The sequence below is a fragment of the Phreatobacter stygius genome, assembly GCF_005144885.1.
Lineage (GTDB): Bacteria > Pseudomonadota > Alphaproteobacteria > Rhizobiales > Phreatobacteraceae > Phreatobacter > Phreatobacter stygius.
Map to the genome: position 1 here is coordinate 5,828,650 of NZ_CP039690.1, position 16,855 is coordinate 5,845,504.

14 protein-coding genes and 1 pseudogene are annotated in these 16,855 nt (G+C 66.5%); 5 read left to right on the plus strand and 10 right to left on the minus strand.

The genetic code is table 11. From position 1 onward, the window contains the following. Nucleotides 1–4: 4 nt before the first annotated feature. The 4 genes from E8M01_RS27545 to E8M01_RS27560 form a co-directional block, all read right to left on the minus strand. The gene (locus E8M01_RS27545; RefSeq protein WP_136963079.1) at nucleotides 5–919 is read right to left on the minus strand and encodes a branched-chain amino acid ABC transporter permease; all 915 of its coding nucleotides are present in this window, start codon (nucleotides 917–919) and stop codon (nucleotides 5–7) included. Between the two features lie 60 nt (nucleotides 920–979). After that, complete coding sequence (locus tag E8M01_RS27550) at nucleotides 980–2,179, minus strand: ABC transporter substrate-binding protein (RefSeq protein ID WP_136963080.1); 1,200 nt, start codon at nucleotides 2,177–2,179, stop codon at nucleotides 980–982. Nucleotides 2,180–2,247: 68 nt separating this feature from the next. Further along, nucleotides 2,248–3,159, minus strand: coding sequence for a fumarylacetoacetate hydrolase family protein (locus E8M01_RS27555; protein ID WP_136963081.1), 912 nt, complete (start codon nucleotides 3,157–3,159; stop codon nucleotides 2,248–2,250). An 11-nt stretch (nucleotides 3,160–3,170) separates the two neighbouring features. Then, nucleotides 3,171–4,295: a cupin domain-containing protein gene (locus E8M01_RS27560; RefSeq protein ID WP_136963082.1), complete on the minus strand. Its 1,125-nt coding sequence runs from the start codon at nucleotides 4,293–4,295 to the stop codon at nucleotides 3,171–3,173. Nucleotides 4,296–4,424: 129 nt separating this feature from the next. On the opposite strand from E8M01_RS27560, the gene E8M01_RS27565 reads away from it, so the two are divergent. Further along, the gene (locus tag E8M01_RS27565; protein ID WP_246088457.1) at nucleotides 4,425–5,180 is read left to right on the plus strand and encodes an FCD domain-containing protein; all 756 of its coding nucleotides are present in this window, start codon (nucleotides 4,425–4,427) and stop codon (nucleotides 5,178–5,180) included. A gap of 222 nt (nucleotides 5,181–5,402) precedes the next feature. Further along, on the plus strand, nucleotides 5,403–6,341 hold the full coding sequence (locus E8M01_RS27570) for a DMT family transporter (RefSeq protein ID WP_170182109.1): 939 nt from the start codon (nucleotides 5,403–5,405) through the stop codon (nucleotides 6,339–6,341). A gap of 32 nt (nucleotides 6,342–6,373) precedes the next feature. On the opposite strand, the gene E8M01_RS27575 is transcribed toward E8M01_RS27570, so the two are convergent. Genes E8M01_RS27575 through E8M01_RS27585 form a run of 3 tightly spaced genes read right to left on the minus strand, consistent with a single transcriptional unit; the run spans nucleotide 6,374 to nucleotide 10,778 of the window. After that, nucleotides 6,374–8,305 carry an FAD-binding monooxygenase gene (locus E8M01_RS27575; protein WP_136963085.1) on the minus strand — a complete coding sequence of 644 codons (1,932 nt, stop codon included), beginning with the start codon at nucleotides 8,303–8,305 and terminating at the stop codon, nucleotides 6,374–6,376. 48 nt (nucleotides 8,306–8,353) lie between these two features. Then, nucleotides 8,354–9,484, minus strand: coding sequence for a Bug family tripartite tricarboxylate transporter substrate binding protein (locus E8M01_RS27580; RefSeq protein WP_215908810.1), 1,131 nt, complete (start codon nucleotides 9,482–9,484; stop codon nucleotides 8,354–8,356). Further along, the gene (locus E8M01_RS27585; RefSeq protein ID WP_136963087.1) at nucleotides 9,423–10,778 is read right to left on the minus strand and encodes an FAD-dependent oxidoreductase; all 1,356 of its coding nucleotides are present in this window, start codon (nucleotides 10,776–10,778) and stop codon (nucleotides 9,423–9,425) included. The genes E8M01_RS27580 and E8M01_RS27585 overlap by 62 nt, the downstream gene beginning before the upstream one ends. Before the next feature lie 111 nt (nucleotides 10,779–10,889). Here E8M01_RS27585 and E8M01_RS27590 point away from each other — a divergent pair, with 111 nt between their 5' ends. Continuing rightward, on the plus strand, nucleotides 10,890–11,804 hold the full coding sequence (locus E8M01_RS27590; RefSeq protein ID WP_136963088.1) for a LysR family transcriptional regulator: 915 nt from the start codon (nucleotides 10,890–10,892) through the stop codon (nucleotides 11,802–11,804). Between the two features lie 162 nt (nucleotides 11,805–11,966). Here E8M01_RS27590 and E8M01_RS27595 read toward each other — a convergent pair whose 3' ends face one another. Then, nucleotides 11,967–12,491 (minus strand): hypothetical protein, encoded by a 525-nt coding sequence (locus E8M01_RS27595; protein ID WP_136963089.1) that lies wholly within the window; start codon nucleotides 12,489–12,491, stop codon nucleotides 11,967–11,969. Nucleotides 12,492–12,638: 147 nt separating this feature from the next. Continuing rightward, a complete protein-coding gene (locus tag E8M01_RS27600) occupies nucleotides 12,639–13,520 on the minus strand; it encodes a phosphotransferase family protein (RefSeq protein ID WP_136963090.1) in 882 nt (293 codons plus the stop codon). A gap of 164 nt (nucleotides 13,521–13,684) precedes the next feature. On the opposite strand from E8M01_RS27600, the pseudogene E8M01_RS35630 reads away from it, so the two are divergent. Both E8M01_RS35630 and E8M01_RS27605 read left to right on the plus strand, forming a co-directional pair. Continuing rightward, nucleotides 13,685–13,780: pseudogene (locus tag E8M01_RS35630) on the plus strand (tyrosine--tRNA ligase); the annotation flags it as partial. A 272-nt stretch (nucleotides 13,781–14,052) separates the two neighbouring features. Continuing rightward, the gene (locus E8M01_RS27605; protein WP_136964866.1) at nucleotides 14,053–15,246 is read left to right on the plus strand and encodes a M20/M25/M40 family metallo-hydrolase; all 1,194 of its coding nucleotides are present in this window, start codon (nucleotides 14,053–14,055) and stop codon (nucleotides 15,244–15,246) included. 329 nt (nucleotides 15,247–15,575) lie between these two features. On the opposite strand, the gene E8M01_RS27610 is transcribed toward E8M01_RS27605, so the two are convergent. Continuing rightward, the gene (locus tag E8M01_RS27610; protein ID WP_136963091.1) at nucleotides 15,576–16,811 is read right to left on the minus strand and encodes a M20 family metallopeptidase; all 1,236 of its coding nucleotides are present in this window, start codon (nucleotides 16,809–16,811) and stop codon (nucleotides 15,576–15,578) included. Nucleotides 16,812–16,855: the final 44 nt, after the last annotated feature.

Genomic DNA, 16,855 nt, shown 5'->3' on the forward strand with positions numbered 1-16,855 from the left:
GTCGTCAGGCCCGGGCCGGCAGCAGGCCAAGCGGCCTGACGAGCAGGACGGCGGCCATCAGGACATAGATGCTGGCCGAGACGAGGCCGGCGCTGAGCGTGTCGGCGACCGAGGCCGGCAGCAGCCCCTGCAGGACCTGCGGCAGGTAGGCGCGGCCGAGGCTGTCGACCATTCCGACCAGCAGCGCTCCGACCAGGGCGCCGCGGACCGATCCGACGCCGCCGATGACGATGACGACGAAGGTGGTGATCAGCACGCGCTCGCCCATGCCGATCTCGATCGCCAGCAGGGGCGCCGCCATCACGCCGGCCAGGCCGCAAAGCAGCCCGCCCAGCCCGAAGACCAGCGTATAGAGGCGGCGGATGTCGACGCCGAGCGCATCGACCATCTCGCGGTCGTCGGCGCCGGCGCGGATCAGCATGCCGATGCGGGTATGGTTGACCAGCAGCCACAGTCCGACGGCGACCAGCGCGCCGACGCCGATAAAGGCCAGGCGCATCACCGGGTAATCGAGCCCGGGCAGGATGGCGACGGAGCCCTGCAGCAGGGGCGGGATGTCGAGCAGCGGCGGCCGGCGGCCGAAGATCATGCTCACCGCCTCGTTGGTGAACAGGATCAGGCCGAGCGTCGCCAGCACCTGGTAGAGATGGTCGCGGCGATAGAGCCATTGCACGACCGCCACTTCAACCATGACGGCATAGAGCCCGGCACCGGCGAGCGCCGCCAGGATGCCGACCAGGAACGACCCCGTGCTCATCACCGCGAAGGCCGCGCAATAGGCGCCGACCATGTAGAAGCAGCCATGGGTCAGGTTGATGACGCCCATGATCCCGAAGATCAGCGTCAGTCCCGACGCCAGCATGAACAGCATGGCGCCATATTGCAGCCCGTTGAGAATCTGCTCGACGAATAGAAGCATCCCGGCGCGTCCCGCTCAGTCGCAAGCCATGGGCCGCGGCCGAGGCCGCGGCGGCCAGGCTCAGTTCATCGTGCATTTCGAGACATAGGCGTCGCCCCGGTCGGAGGCGATCTTGCGGACGATGTTCTGGACGATCTCGCCCGCGCCGTTCTTCTCGAACCTGGTCAGGTAATAGTCCTGAACCGGGTGCTGGTTCGGCCCGAACGCGAACTTGCCGCGCACCGACACGAATTTCGCCGCCCGCAGCGCATTGCGGAACTGGTCCTGCTTGCGCAGGTCACCGTTGACCGCCTCGAGCGCGCTGCCGATCAGGCGCGCCGTGTCGTAGGATTGCTGGGCATAGGTCGTCGGGGTGCGGGAATAGGCCTTCCTGAAGGCTGTCACGAAGGCCACCGAGGCAGGGTTGTCGACCTCGCTCGTCCAGATGGCGGAGGCATAGATGCCATTGGCCGCGTCGCCGGTCGCCGCCACCATGCGCGCATCCATCGAAAAGCTCGGGATCAGCATCGGCACGGTTCGGCCAAGACCGGCATTGGCATATTGTTTGGCGAAATTGATGCCGGCGCCGCCCGGATGAAACTGATAGATCGCGTCCGGCGCCAGCGCGCGCACACGGGCGAGCTCCACCGAGAAGTCGGTCTGGTCGAGCTTGGTGTAGATCTCGCCTGCGACCGTGCCTTTATAGGTACGCTTGAAGCCTTCCAGTGCATCGCGGCCGGCCTGATAATTCGGCGCGAGCAGGACGACCTTCTTGTAGGCGAGTTCGTCGGCGGCGAGCCCGGACGCCTCGTGAAACGCATCGTTCTGATAGGACGTCACGAAATAGTTGGGATGGCAGCGTTCGCCGGCGAAGGTGGACGGGCCGGGGTTGAGACTGACATAGGTGCCGCCGGAGGCGAGCACGCTCGGCACGACGGCGGCCAGCACGTTCGAGAAATTCACGCCGGTAAACAGCCTGATGCCGCCTTGGACCATCCGGTCCGCCGCCTGCTTGGCATTGGCGGGCTTCAGGGCGTCGTCTTCGATATCGAGCCGGACCGGCACGCCGCCGAGTTTTCCGCCGCCCTCGGCGATCGCCAGGTTGAAGGCGTCGCGCTCATCCTCGCCGATATAGCCGGCCGGGGTCGACAGGGTGGTGATGAAGCCGATCGTCACGGTTTCGGGCTGGATCGGGTTCGACCAGGCCCTGGAGGCGGCCAGCGATCCCGTCGTCAGCAATCCCGCCACGACGGCGCGGCGACTTGAAGCAGTTGTGGTCATTGTTCCCTGTCCCTTCCCTGGGGGTTGTGCATGACTTGGCGTCGGTCTCGTGTTGATCTTGGCCGGTGTCAGGCCGCCACCACGGGGTGGCGGATCCGTCCGATCCCGTCGACGCCGGCCTCGACCACGTCGCCCGGCCAGAGCCACTCCTGGGGCGTGCGGCCGGCGCCGACACCTTCAGGCGTTCCGGTCGCGATGATGTCGCCGGGTTCGAGGGTGATCGCGGCGCTGATGTCGGCGATCAGGGTCGGGATCTTGAACAGCATGTGACGCGTGTTCGAGCGCTGCTTCGTGTGGCCGTTGACCGTCAGCCACAGGCCGAGGTCATGCGGATCGCCGAGCGCGTCGGCGGTGACGATGCAGGGGCCGAAGGGTGCGTAGGTGTCCTGGCCCTTGGAATAGATCCACTGGCCGGCGCGCCGGTTGTCGCGCGCGCTGATATCGATCAGCACGCTGTAGCCGAAGACGAAGGACAGCGCCTCGGCCTCGGAAACGCGGCGGGCGGTGCGCCCCATCACCACCGCGAGTTCGACCTCCCAGTCGAGCTGCTGGGTGATGTTGGCATTGTGCTCGATGGCTTCGCCCGGGCCAATCACGCTGGTCGGGGGTTTTGAGAAGATGACCGGCTGTTTCGGCAGGTCCTTGGCCGTGTCGAGCGTTCGCGCGGACTCGGCGACATGTTCGACATAGTTGAGGCCGATGCCGAAAATATTCTTGCGTGGCCGGGGGATCGGCGCCAGCAATTTGACGTTGGCGAGCGGCACGGCCGTGCCGGCCGGCCAATGGTCGCGATGGTCGTCCAGGGCGGCGCGAAGCTCGGCGATGGCCGCCGGGCCGAGGTCGATGAAATCGAGCATGGCGGCCGGCAGCGACCGTGCCGCCTTGGCGCCGATCTTTTCGACGTCGACCACCAGGTCGCCGTCGATGACACCGAGGCGTGCGGCGGATTCGATGGTGCTGCGATAGGTTACGAGATGCATGGTCGCCGTCCTCAGGCCGAAACCGGCTGCTGGCCGTCAGCCTCGCCGAAGGCCTCTTCGCGATAGAGGCCGAGCGAGCGCATCACCGGCAGGTCGTTGAAGGTGAAGAGGCAGGCGTCCTCGCTGTCCGAGGCATTGGCGTGCTCATGCCAGGCCCAGGCGGGCAGGCAGAAGATGTCGCGTTCCCTCCAGTCGAAGCGCTTGCCGTTGATGATGGAATGGCCGCGGCCCTTGGCGACCTGGTAGATGAAGCTGCCGGTGTGCCGGTGCGCCTTGGTGTGCTCGCCGGCGCGCAGCAACTGCATCGACGCGCCGATCGTCTGCATCACCGGCCCGCCGGTTGCCGGGTTGACGTAGTTCATCAGGATGCCGTCGAAAGCCGAGCCGTCGGTGACCTTGCCGTAGCGTTGCAGCGCTTCGTAGGTTGGACCCCATTCGTATTTCAGCAGCGGCGAATAGCCCTTGGCCCAGTCGCCGGCGGCCGGCCGCAGGCCCGGATGGCCCCAGGTGCCGGTGACGTCATCGACCGGATGGCCCACCGCCTGCTGCAGGTCGGGATGCACGGCGTAGAAATTCGCCTCGAGCGCGTTGACCAGCGGAATGTCCAGCCCATCCTGCCAGATGCAGGGCGTGCCGTCGGAGGCGACGCCGTGTTCGTGCCAGGTGCCGTTGGGGGTCAGCACGAAGTCGTTGGCGCCCAGCGTCATCTTGTGGCCGTCGACGATCGTGTAGGCGCCCGAACCCTCCATGATGAAGCGCAGCGCCGAGGCGGAATGCGCATGGGCCGATGCGACCTCGCCCGGATGCATGACCTGCAGGCCGGAATAGAGCCAGCCGACCGCCGCCGCGACATCGCGCCGGCCGGGATTGTTGAGATAGATCACCCGCCGGCCCGCCTTTTCGGCGGTGACCAGATCGACCGAGCGCAACACGTGCTCACGCAGGTCCTGGTAGCGCCACAGCACCGGAACCGACGAGGACTTGGGCTGCCAGGGCTCGATCTTGTTGGCGACGGTCCAGAGGGCGCCCGCCTCCAGCCGCTCCAGTTGATCGTAATAGGCCAGCAGCTCCGGCGTATCCTCGACATTCGCCCGCCCGGCGACGTCCTCGCGGTGGTTCTCTCTGGCATTGGCCATGGCTGCCTCCTGTCACGGTGAGTGGCGTTTATATGACATGACATATTTTCGAAAGAAAGTGCTTTTTGCGGTAGAATGCATTCTCGTGTAAGCCGGTGGTTCAAACGCGAGGCCAAGGAGATTCGACAGGTGCGCACGGGTCGCAGGGCGGCACAGCCGGCAAGCGAGGAGCTGCCGCATTCCAACAACGAGCCCTCGACCTTGGCCGAGACCGCGTATCGGCGGTTGCGCCACGATATTGTCGTCGGCTGGTTCGCACCGGATCAGCCGTTGCGGCTGGAACTGCTCAAGCAGCGTTACGGCCTGAGCTTTTCACCCTTGCGGGAGGCGCTGAACCGGTTGCAGACCGAGCGGCTGGTGGTCTCGGCGGCGCTGCGCGGGTTTTCGGTCGCCCCGGTCTCGATCGAGGAAATGTGGGACGCGACCGAGACCCGCATCCTGATCGAGTGCGAAGCGCTTCGGCGGTCGATCACCCATGGCGACGACGACTGGGAAGCCGGCATCGTCGCGGCGTTCCACGCCCTCGACCTGCAGGCCCGGCGCCTGGCCTCCGGCGGCGGCCAGCCGGGCGAAGAGGACCTGTCGCAGCTGGAAATCCGCCACCAGGAATTTCATCGCGCGCTGATCAGGAAATGCCGGTCACGCCGTTTCATCAACCTGGCCGACCAGCTCTATACCGAGACCCAGCGCTACCGCTTGCCGGTTCTGGCCGGCCAGGTGGTTCCGGCCGAGGCGCGCGACGTGCCGCTCGAACATCGCCAGATCATGGAGGCCGCATTGGCGCGCCGCGCCGATGACGCCGTGTCGCTGCTTTCGGCGCATTACCGCAGGACCGCCGAATTCATCGAGCGGCACATGCCGCAGCAGGGTGCCGCGGCGTCGTGATGCGATTTGTCGCCGGCGCCATTGCCACCGGGTGACGTCGCGCGCCGGGCCGGGCCGTCCCGGACCGACGAGCCGAGCGCGCCCGGCATGGCCGGCCTGTCGGCTTCACCTCGCTCGGGAGCCCTGCGGCAGGCCGCCTTGCCAGCCGTCGCGCCAATGGGTCATAGCACCGGCTCGGCCGGCCAAGCCCCGCCGGTTCCGCCATCGCCCGAGGACCAGCCCGTGACGCAGTTGGACCAACCCGTTGCCCCTGCCGGCGCTGCCCGGGCGGGACGGTCCGACGCCTGGCTGGGTCTGGCCTGCGGCGCCGGCGCGGCGCTGATCTGGGGCGTGCAGGCGGTGGTCTCGCGTCAATCCGTCGCCGATGGCCTCAGCGCGGCCGACGTCACCGTGCTGCGCTTCATCGCGGCGGCGCTGGTGCTGCTGCCCTTTGCGCTGACCCGGGTCAGGCCTTTTCCGGTCGGGCCGATCGGCTGGAAGCGAGCGATCATTCTGACCTTGCTGGCCGGCGCGCCCTACAGCCTGGTGCTCGTCGGCGGCTCGGCCTTCGCGCCCGCCTTGCACACCGCGGTGGTCACGCCGGGCCTGATTCCGGTCCTGGCGGCGGGGCTTGCCTTTGTTGTCCTGGGCGAGCGGCCGCCGCGGCGGCATCTGATCGGTCTCGGGCTGATCGTCGCGGGCGTCCTCATCTTCGCCTGGCAGGCCTTTGCCGGGGCGCCGGCGCGCGACGGCGCCTGGCGCGGCGATCTGCTGTTCGTCCTGGCTGCCGTCATGTGGGCGGCATTCGGCCTCCTGGCGAAGCGCTGGCAGGCGGACGCGCTCGGGCTGACGATCACCATATGCCTTCTTTCGGTCGTCACCGCGCCGCTCCTGGCGGTTGCCGTGCCGCTGCACATGGCCGGCGCCAGCCTTGAGGCCCTGGCGCTGCAGGCGATCTATCAAGGCGTCCTGGTCGGCGTGGTGTCGCTGTTCCTCTACGCCAAGGCGAACGCCATCCTCGGCGCGGCGCGGGCCGCATTGTTCTTGCCGCTGGTGCCTGCGGTCACCGCGGTGGCCAGCACCGTCCTGCTCGGCGAATGGCCCTCGGGACTGGAGATTGCAGGCATGGCCGTGGCGATGGCCGGCATGACGCTGGCGCTGCGGCCGGCGCCAAGGCGCTGACGGGACGCTGCCGCGAAACTTGGAAGACGTCTTCAGGCTTGCCGGAGCATGACACCGTCGAAGAACGCGGCAAGGTCGGCGTCAGCGTCCAGCGGAAGGACATGGGCGACATATTGGTCCGGCCGCACCACGATGAGGCAGCCGCGCTCACGATCGATGCCGCGCATGTCGAAAATGTCGTCGCCGCTCTCGAGGTCGGCGCAGAACACTTTTTCGTAGTCGCGCAGCCCGAAACGGCCCTTTTGCGGGAGCAGGAAGGCCGGCAGGCTTTCAAGCGCAAGCTCGCTATGGCGCTGCTGCAGGACGACCCTGACATCGATCACCGTGTCGATGTCTTCGCCCGCGGGTGTGTATCGCCTGACGGGAGACGCCTGAGCCTCCGCGAGAAACGCGCAGAACGCGCCAATGGCGGAGTTCGGCGCCGTCGGATCGCCCGACCCGGCAAAGGCGATGAGGCGCCAGCGGCCATCGGCCTTGACCACATGGCCGAGATGGACGGGTTTGGCATCCGCCAGGCGGATCACCGGCGCCGAATGGAAGCGCGTGCCGACCACGAAGCCCCCGGCCAAATGCTGATGGGCCGGCTCGCCCGTCAGGACGGACGGCGCATAACGGGTCACCGTTCCCGCCGTATAGCGCCCATGCTGAACGAAATAGCGCTGGACCTCGGCGGGATCGATGCCGCCACCTTGGCCGTCGGTCGCGGCCTTCGAGGCGCCGCTGAGGATGCCGGCCCATTCGCGGTCGAAGTCGACGAGTTCCTTGGCGATGGCCCGGCGTTCGGCCGAATAGCTGTGCAGCAGGCGGGCAGGGCTCTGCTTCCTGAGCACCGAGGCGAGCTTCCAGCCCAGGTTGAACGCGTCCTGCATGGAGACATTCATGCCTTGCCCGGCCTTCGGGCTATGCGTGTGGCAGGCATCGCCGGCAATGAACACGCAAGGGTCGCGTTCGCCGACGTGCTGGTCGGGCACGTCGTCGAACTTGTCGCAAAGGCGCTGGCCGATTTCATAGACCGACCACCACGCCACGTCCTTGACCTCGAACGTGTAGGGCTTGAAGACCTGCTGGGCCGCGGCGACGAGCGAGTCGATCGTGATGGCGCGGTTCGCGATGCGTTCGTTTTCGGCGAGGTCGTCGAGTTCGACATAGATGCGAACCAGGTAGCCGCCCTCGCGCGGTATCAGCACGATGCTGCCACCGTCTGCGGACTTGATGACGGCCTTCCGGCGGATGTCGGGAAAGTCGGTAAGCGCCAGGACATCCATGACGCCCCAGGCCTGATTGGCGGAGTCGCCATGCAACGCGCGGCCGATGGACCGGCGCACCGTGCTGCGCGCGCCGTCGCAGCCGACGACATAGCGGGCCTTGACCGTCTCGGTTTGCCCCGCCTGTGGCTGATCGAGACGCTCGAGCCTGGCCGTCACCGGGACCGGCGATGCCGGATCGATCGTCAGGTCGAGCAGGCGGCGCGCATAGTGCGGCTCGAGACGCGCCGGCGATTTCAGCATGATGTCGAGATAGAAATCATGCACGCGCGCCTGGTTCAGGATGACGTGCGGAAATTCGGAGAGCCCGTCCTCGGTGTCCTGCACCCGGCCGCTGCGCATGATGGTCCCGGGCTGCCTGTCGTCAGGCTTCCAGAAGGTGGTTTCGTTGACCCAATAGGCCTCGCGCAGCACGCGCTCGCCGAAGCCAAAGGCATGGAACATTTCCATCGTCCGGCAGGCGATGCCGTCGGCCTGGCCGCGCAGCAGACGACCGGATTTCTGCTCGACAATGCAGGTCCTGATGTCGGGAAAGGCCGAGAGCTGGGCCGCAAGGGTCAAGCCGGCCGGCCCGCAGCCGACGATCAGGACATCGACTTCACGGGGAAGGGGGCTTGAAGCCGTCGCCGTGTCCCGGCGCTGTTCCAGGTCTGCGATGTCCGGGTCGCCGGGTTCGAAACCGTTCAGGTGAAATTGCACCGATCTCTCCCCGGCATGGTCCTGGCGCCGTGTCGGCCGCGACGGCCGTCACTGCTCGATACGGATATTGTTCGCCCTGATGATCGGCGTCCACCGGGCGAGCTCGGCATCGACCTGGCCGCGAAACTCTTCCGACGAATTGCCGACGGCTTCCATGAGCTGGAGCCTGAGCTTTTCGCGCGTCTCGGGCTCGGTGAGGATCGCTCTGATGTCCCGTTCGAGCTTGGCCTTGATGGCGTCGCTGGTCTGGCGGGGTGCGATCAGTCCTATCCATGCATCCGCTTCAACGCCTGAAATGCCCGCTTCCCTGAGCGTCGGCAGATCGGGAAGGAACTGGGAGCGCTGCGCGGAGCTGACCGCGATCATCCGGAACTGGCCGGTCGCGGCGTGCGGCGCGACGGCTCCGGCGGGCAGAATGCCGATCTGGACGTCGCTTCTGATCAGCGCGGTGACGGCGGCCGGTGAACCCCGATAGGGAATGTGGACCGGTTTTGTGCCGCTCTGCGCCGCGATCGCCTCCATGGCCAGGTGCGACAAGGAACCGGTTCCAATCGAACCATAATTATATTTGCCCGGATACCGGCGCAGCAGCGCCATGAGATCGGCGACCGTCGTCACGCCCAATTGGCTGCTGACCACCAGGACGCTCGGCTGCGAGGCCAGGACGGTGATCAAGGCCAGATCCCTGGCCGGATCATAGGGCATGCGCGCGAACAGAAGCGTGTTCAGCGCCAGTGGGCCGACGATGCTCACGCCGATCGTGTAGCCGTCGGGGGCTGCCTGCGCCACCGCATTGGTGCCGAGATTGCCGCTCGCACCGGGCCTGTTCTCCACGATGAAACTTTGTCCGAGCTTGGCCTGCAGCCGCTCCGCCACGATACGCGCGACGATGTCGGGCGTGGCGCCGGCGGCGAATGGAACGACGATGGTGACGGCACGGCTCGGCCATTCCTGAGCCTGCGCGGCGACCGTCGCCAGCAGCATGCCCAATACCGCAAGGATCGTTTGACGCATGGTGCTCCTCCCAAGAGCTGCTTGTTCTTTCAGGCTGAATTGATCGTCGAGATCGGATTCTCCGGCAGTCGCCACCTGCGGGAGCCCGGCAATGTCGGCCGAGCTACATGTCCGTGCCGAGATAGACGCTCTGTTCGACCAGCTTCTGCTGGAGAGCCGAAACATCGACGCTCCGGGTCGTGCCGTTTCCGGAGGCCACCATGGCAGCCGCGTTTCCGGCGGCCTCACCCATCACGAAACAGGCGCCCGAGACACGCGCCGCCGATTGGCCGCCATGGGTCATGGAGGCGCAGCGGCCGACGACCAGCAGGTTGTCGAGACCGCGCGGCAGCAGCATGCGGTAGGGCAGGTGGTTGAAGCCGCGGCTGCCGGGAATGTCGGGCCATCGAAACAGCACGTCGCCCGCCACGTGATCCTCGATCGGCCAGCCATTGACCCCGATCGTATCCTCGAAACTGGCGCAGCCCAGCACGTCTTGCTCGGTCAGCACATAGTCGCCGAGCACGCGCCTGGTTTCCCGTATGCCGATCTGGGGCGGGATGTCGACGATGTAGGACTGGGAAAACGCCGGCACCGCCTCCTTCAAGAGGCTGAAGGCCTCGGCGGTCTGCCGTCGTCCCTCGATCTCGCCGTAGCTGAGCTGTTCGGCGTCCACTCCGTTCACCGCGCTGCCGTCCGGATTGGCGACCTGCGTCAGGTTCACGCGCCATTCGATCTCGTGATTTTGCGGGCGGATGATCGGGGTCTTGCGTGGGAACCGTCGGCCGGTTCTCTGCTCCGCCGCCGCCATGAGCGTGGCAAAGCCGGTCCAGGCGCGGTTGCGCGCCGCCTCGGGCGCCACGTCGTTGATGCGGAACATGGTGGAGGGAAACATGATCGCGCCGGTCTCGGTGCCGATCTCGAATGGCGCGCCCGCCCAGGTGGCGAGATCGCCATCGCCGGAGCCGTCGATGAAGACCCGCCCGGCCACGGCCCGGCGCCCCGATTTGGTCTCCACCAGGAGAGCCGTGATCTCCCGTTCGGAATTCATCACGACGCCAGCGCCGAGCGCGTGGAACAGGATCTTTGCGCCCGCCTCCAGCAGCAGGGCATCGGCGGCGATCTTGTAGGCCGCCGTGTCATAGGCCTGGGCATTGATCTTGCCGAAGACCGTGTGTGGCGCCTTCAGGCCGCCGAGCGCGTCGATGCGGCCGAGAAGATCATCGGCGATGCCATGGACCACCTGGTCGATCGATCCGAACCGGTTGGCATGCAAGCCACAGAAATTGGTGACGCCGGCGGCCGTCCCCATGCCTCCGAGAAAGCCGTAGCGCTCCACCAGCAGGGTCGAGGCGCCGGCCCGGGCCGCCGCGGCCGCGGCCGCGATGCCGGCCGGACCGCCGCCGAGCACGACGACATCGAAAGTGCCGAACAGCTCGGTTTGGCGGCTCGGCTCGGTCAGGCTTGCCAGGATGGCCATGCTGTTTCCTTCCCCTGCAATTGCTTGGTTCACCGGTAGCCTCTTCGGAAACGAGAGAGAATATGGCAAATTGCGCTATGACTTTTCGCGATATCAGAAAGGTAATGCGCCGTGGACACCGTCCAGAACCTGAAAGCCTTCCTGGCCGTCGCGCAGACCGGGAGCTTCTCTGCCGCGGCCCGGCAAGCCGGGCTCGCGACTTCGGTGCTGGCCAAGCGGGTCGATCAGCTGGAAGCCGCTGCCCGCACCAGGCTTTTCGTGCGCACGACACGACGGCTTACTCTGACGGAAGCGGGGCAGCGCTGGATCGCCCGCGTCAAGACGGTCGTGGGCGATGTCGATGACCTGATGAAGGAGGCGGCGCGGCCGAGCCTCGATCTGGAGGGAGCGCTGCGGGTCAAGGCGCCGACCAGTCTGGCGGTGCTCTATCTCGGCGATATCCTCGGGCACTTCCAGAAGCGCCATCCCAAGGTGACGTTGGACATCGTGCTGACCGACCGCGCGCTGAACCCGGTCGACGAAGGCTTCGACCTGGCCATCTCGGTGTTTTCGGCGACATTCGGCGGGGTCGTCGACGTGCCGCTCTGTGCCCTGCAGCGCACACTCTGTGCGTCTCCGGATTACCTGGCGGCCCGGGGCATGCCGCGCCACCCTCGGGACCTTTCCGGGCACGATACGCTGAACTTTCGGCCGACCGGCGAGACCTGGACCTTCATCAGCGCCAAGGGACCGGTCGCCGTCGATGTTCATCCCAGGATGAGCGCCAATGACGGGCAGGTGTTGCTGGCCGCGGCGCGCGCCGGCAACGGCATCGCCCTGTTGTCGAACTATGTCGCTCTGCCGGCCCTGCGGAGCGGCGAACTGGTCCCGGTGCTGGAAACGTTTTCCCTGCCGGAGATCTGGATCAAGGCCCTGATCCCGGAGACCCGGATGCCGGTTCCCCGGGTCCGCGCGCTGACCGATTTCCTCGTCGAGAGTTTCGCGCCGCCGCCCTGGGAACGGCGTCCGGAAATGGATACGCCGTGACGGCAAGGCTCGCTCCGGTGCGGCGCCGGGGCGGCGCGGCCGCGACAATCCGGGCCGGCGATGCCGGCCGGTTTCGCTCAAGGGTCGGACGCCGTGGGTGTGGCCCCCGATGGTGCCATGAAACGGCAAAGGAGCCCGGCAGCGGTCGCCTGCAGGCCCGGTTCAGCCAAACCGCTTGGCGTAATCCGAAACCAGCATCATCCATTCACTCCAGGCGGTTGCCGGCCGGCAGCCGCGCGGCATCCAGGGGAGGCCCGCGGCAATCTTCAGGAGGTCCTCTTTCTCTCCGGGGGCGAAATCGGCTTCCGAGAGCGGCGCCTGCACGGTCAGGACCACCGGTCCGATCGCCCGTTTCAGCTCTTCCCGGAGTTCGGCCAGGGATTTCGCTCCGAGAATGTCGACGACCTTGCCCGTCCGCGGTTCCATGACTGCGGCGTGAACCAGGCTATGATCGATCGTCTGGCGCCTGAACGCCGCGACCGGAAAATTCAGGTCGCCCGCCACTGCACTGGCCAGATAGATACATCTGCCATTGCCGAGCACATGCAATGCGGTGGCGATCAGTTCGGCGACGCGGTCGTCGTTGATGCCCTCGGCGTCGACTGCGGCGAAGAGCATCGCTCCCAAGTCGCTGAACGCGATCCGTTCCAGGCTCAACCAGGGTTCGTCGATACGCGCCGCGCTCATGGTCGCTCCGGGAACCGCTGACCACTGCTTCAATCCGGCAAAGCTAACCCGGCTCATCGGTTCCCGCAAACAAGGGGACCTCTGCCGTGCCCTATGCGCCCGCCGGCCAACCTTGCCACGGACCTCGCGGCCGAGGACGAAGCCACGTCACCTCGAGGCGTCGCCTGCCGCCCATGTCGCGACATGCTCGCGCATTGCCGGCATGTGTCCGGGGTCGTCGGCCAGCTCCGCCAGCTCGGACAATCGCAATATCCCGCTGAGCAGCGCGATGCGCCGGCGGTCGAGCCGCCGGCCGGTCAGGGCTTCATAAGCGTCGACGATCCGGGCGGTAAGGTCCCGCGAGATGAAGTTTGTGTAGATGAACTCCTGATGCAGCGCGCCGAAACCGGAATCGCCGAAATCATAGATGCCGTTGAGCCGGCCGGCCTGATGGTCGAACGCCATGTTCCAGCCGTGGCCGTCGAAAAACCCGTAGGTCGTGCCATGCGGGTCGGCCGGCAGGTCTTGCCAGGCCGCGACCGTGCGGCGCGCGTAGCGTTGCAATTCGGCTGACAGCACCTGACAGCACCGGCGCAGGATCTCATCCGGCTGAAGCCAGGGCTTGATGGCGTGCGCGCCGGCTTCTTCCATGTCGCCCGGCTCCAGCCGGTGCAGTTCGGCGTAAAACCGGGCCATGTCCGTTGCCAGCCGCTGGCGGGTATCGATCGGCAGCAGGTCATATTGCGCACTGACCAGATGATCGCCGGCGAGCTTGGCGTGCCGCGAGAACAGCGGCGGGCCGGCGCAGAGCGTCAGGTCGGGCACCGGCATGGTGACGACAGGGCGGATCACGCCGAGCAGATCCGCCTCCCGGCGCAGCGAGGTCGCGGCTTCGTCGTTGCGCGGGAACTTGAAGATCAGCCGGCCATCGACCTCGACGGCGAGGCTGGCCCATCCGGTGGTCAGCAGCGAGAAGCGGGCCTTCGCGAGATCGGGAAACCGGCCGGTAATGATATCCCGCAAGCTCTCCAGTGTCGGTGTCTCGGTCATGGTCCGCAATGGGTCTGGTTGTCGGCAGGGCGCAGCCTCCGGGCCGCGCCACGTGATCTTGGCGCCCCGGGAACTGCCGGAACTTTGCAACATTGGCAATGTCCGATCGGCATTCTTGCCGGCGCGATACGGCATGGGGCCAGGCCGGACGACGCGAATATGAGGGCGCGGAGATCAACGATGCGAAAGTCGTTCTGGCCAATGAAGCAACGGCGATGCTTCACGGTCGCTCCGCGGCTTCGGAGGCCGAACAAGCCGCGGTCGGCGTCATCTGAGGCGGGCATGAAGGCCGCACAACTTGGAGCCGGGCCCGCGCCTCGATGAGGGAGAGGCCGGTGACCGCGCGGCCGCCGGCGTCAGGGCCGGTCGGTGCGAGGCACGCGGGCCCCATCGCCGGCATCGCTGTTTCGCGAGGCGCCGATCCGACTTCGCGCGCCGGGGCAGGGCGCCCCTGCCAAGGACGCACTCCTCGTTGGCGCAAGCCTGGGCAAGATTGGCGCCATCCAATTGTCCGAAGGATCAGGCCGCCATGATCACCCACGATGCCAAAGCCGCGCTCGACCGACTGATGCGCTTTCTCCTGATCGAGGGGGTGACCGGCCAGGAAGCGGCGATCGGCGCCGACGTCGCGCGGGCGCTGGTGGAGGCGGGTGTCGCCGCCGATGTCATTGGCTTCGATGATGCCAATACGCGCATTCCGGTGCCGACCGAGACCGGCAACCTGATCGTCAGGCTGCCCGGACGCGGCGCGCTCAGCAACAGCCCGCCGCTCATGTTCATGACCCATCTGGACACCGTGCCGCTCTGTGCCGGCGCCAAGCCCCGGATCGACGGCGAGCGGATCGTCAGTGGCGGCGACACGGCTCTCGGCGGCGACAACCGGACGGGTTGCGCGGTGCTGGTGACGCTCGCGGCCGAACTCGCCCGCCAGGATCTCGATCATCCGCCGCTGGTGCTGGTGTTCTGCGTCCGGGAGGAAAGCGGGCTATGGGGCGCGCGCTACATCGATCTGGAACGCGTCGGCCCGGTGGCCATGGGCTTCAACTTCGATTCCAGCAAACCGTCCGACATCGTCACCGGCGCGGTTGGCGCCGACAGCTGGGAGGTCGAGATATCAGGTCGCGCCTCCCATGCCGGCGTTGCGCCCGAGCGCGGCATTTCCGCGACGATGATCGCCGCGCTGGCCCTGGCCGAGGCGCAGGCCGGCGGGTGGTTCGGCAAGGTGGTCAAGGGCGGCAAGGCCGGCACCAGCAATGTCGGCACCGTTGCCGGTCGCGGCGGCAGGGCGGCGGGCGACGCAACCAATGTCGTCACCGACTACGCCTTCGTCGAGGGCGAAAGCCGCAGCCACGACATGGCCTTTGTCGACGAGATCACCAACGCTTACGAAGCCGCGTTCCGGAACGCCGTGAAATCCCTGCCCAACAGCGAAGGCAAGACCGGCAGCATCACATTCACCCGCCACCGGAAATATCACGCCTTCGCGCTTGACCCGAGCTTGCCCGTCGTCGCCCACGGCGCGGCGGCGGTGTCGAGCCTGGGACTGACCCCCAACCCGCGGCTGGCCAATGGCGGCCTCGACGCGAACTGGCTGACCCTGCACGGCATACCGACGGTGACCTTCGGCGCCGGGCAGAATGAGCCCCACACCGTCGACGAGTGGATCGACATTCCCGCCTTCCAGGACGCCTGTCGCCTGGCGATCGCCCTGGCGACGCTGCGCTGAGCGGGGCCGATCGTCTTTGCGGTCTTGTCGGGCGGAACGCCGGTGATCGGCATTTTCGTGCCGGTCCGGGTTGCGGGCCGGCGTCGCATGTCGAGGTCGATCTGCGCCCTTGCCGCTCCCGGCCTCACCGGCGGAGGGGGCATTGCGCCACCGGGCTCCAGCCGTAGCCCATGGGCCATCCCGCCAAATCAAAAACTGGCGGCGTGTAGCAACGGATGAGGCCGCCAAGCTCGGAACTATCGTTCAGGATCGGCACTCGCGATCTTCCTCATCGCGTAGCTCACATGAGCCTCTCACCCCAGTGATCTTTCGGGAACGTTTGCGACAACTCAGACAACCCCAAGATAATCGATCGCAGTCAAAGCGAGGATCTTGGCGAGCAATGGAATGTCTTCGACATCAACATATTCGTCTGCCATATGCGCGTTCGCGCCACCGGCTCCAATGTTGAGACAGGGGATCCCGAGCGCGGCGATATGATGAACATCGGTCGATACCTTGAGCGTGTGCCCGCTGCCGGGCGGTATCTGCGTGACCCGGTTCAGAGGACTGTCCCGGTTGACCACCGCGCGATAGGCGGCCTGCGTTGCCCTGACGATATCGGCCTCGGGATCGGTGCTCCAGCTCGACGTGCCGTAGTCTTCGACCAGCCGGACGCGCGTCTCGATGCTCGGATCGTCGCGCCTGAATTCCGCAAGAAGATCATCGACATATCTCCAGATCGAGGCCGCGTCGTGTCCCGGCACAGGCCGCGCATCGATGCGCACCGTGCAGGTTTCGGGAATGGTCGCTTCGTTCAAATCTCCGCCGGTGATCGAGACGACCTGCCAGTGGCTGGGCCCGTAAAGATTATGCGGTTGATGGGGCGGGACCGTCTCGTTCACCGCCTTGATCAGCCGCCACGCCATATGGACGGCGTTCTTGCCAACCGTCGACCCCGGCGGAATTCCGGCGTGGCCCGGCTGACCCAAAAAGGTGATGTCGGCACGGGTCCTTCCGCAAAAGCAGGTTCCGATGCCGAGACCGAAGGTCGGCTCGGTCGTGATGGCGGCTCCGAGACCCTTCGCGCCCCCTTCGCGCACGAAATGGCGGACGCCGGACATCATGTTCTCTTCGTCAATGAAGCCTGCGAGCTGAAGCGTGCCGTTGAGCTTGATGCCGGCGCGCACGATGGCGCGCGCCGCGATGGCGGCGGCCGCAAGGCCCGATTTCATGTCGCTCGCGCCGCGGCCGTAGAGGCGACCGTCGATGATCTCGCCGCCCCATGGATCGACCGTCCATTTCGCTTCGTCGCCGAGCGCCACCACGTCGGTATGGCCTTCGATGAGGAGACGTGGGCTTTCGCCATGGCCGGCGAGCGTGCCGATGACATTGGGGCGACCGGGCTCGACCTCCTGGAGGACCACATCGAGACCACACGCACGATACTGGTCGGCGAGCAGCGCCGCACACTCGGCTTCGCGCGGAAAAATGCTGGGTATTCGTACGAGATCCCGCGTGAAGGCAATGGCGTCGTCAGCCTCGATGACGGCGATGATTTTTTCCTTGGCAGCTGCGTTTTGCATTCCTCGCCTTCGATGAATTTATTGAGCCGAAATCAAACGTCGTT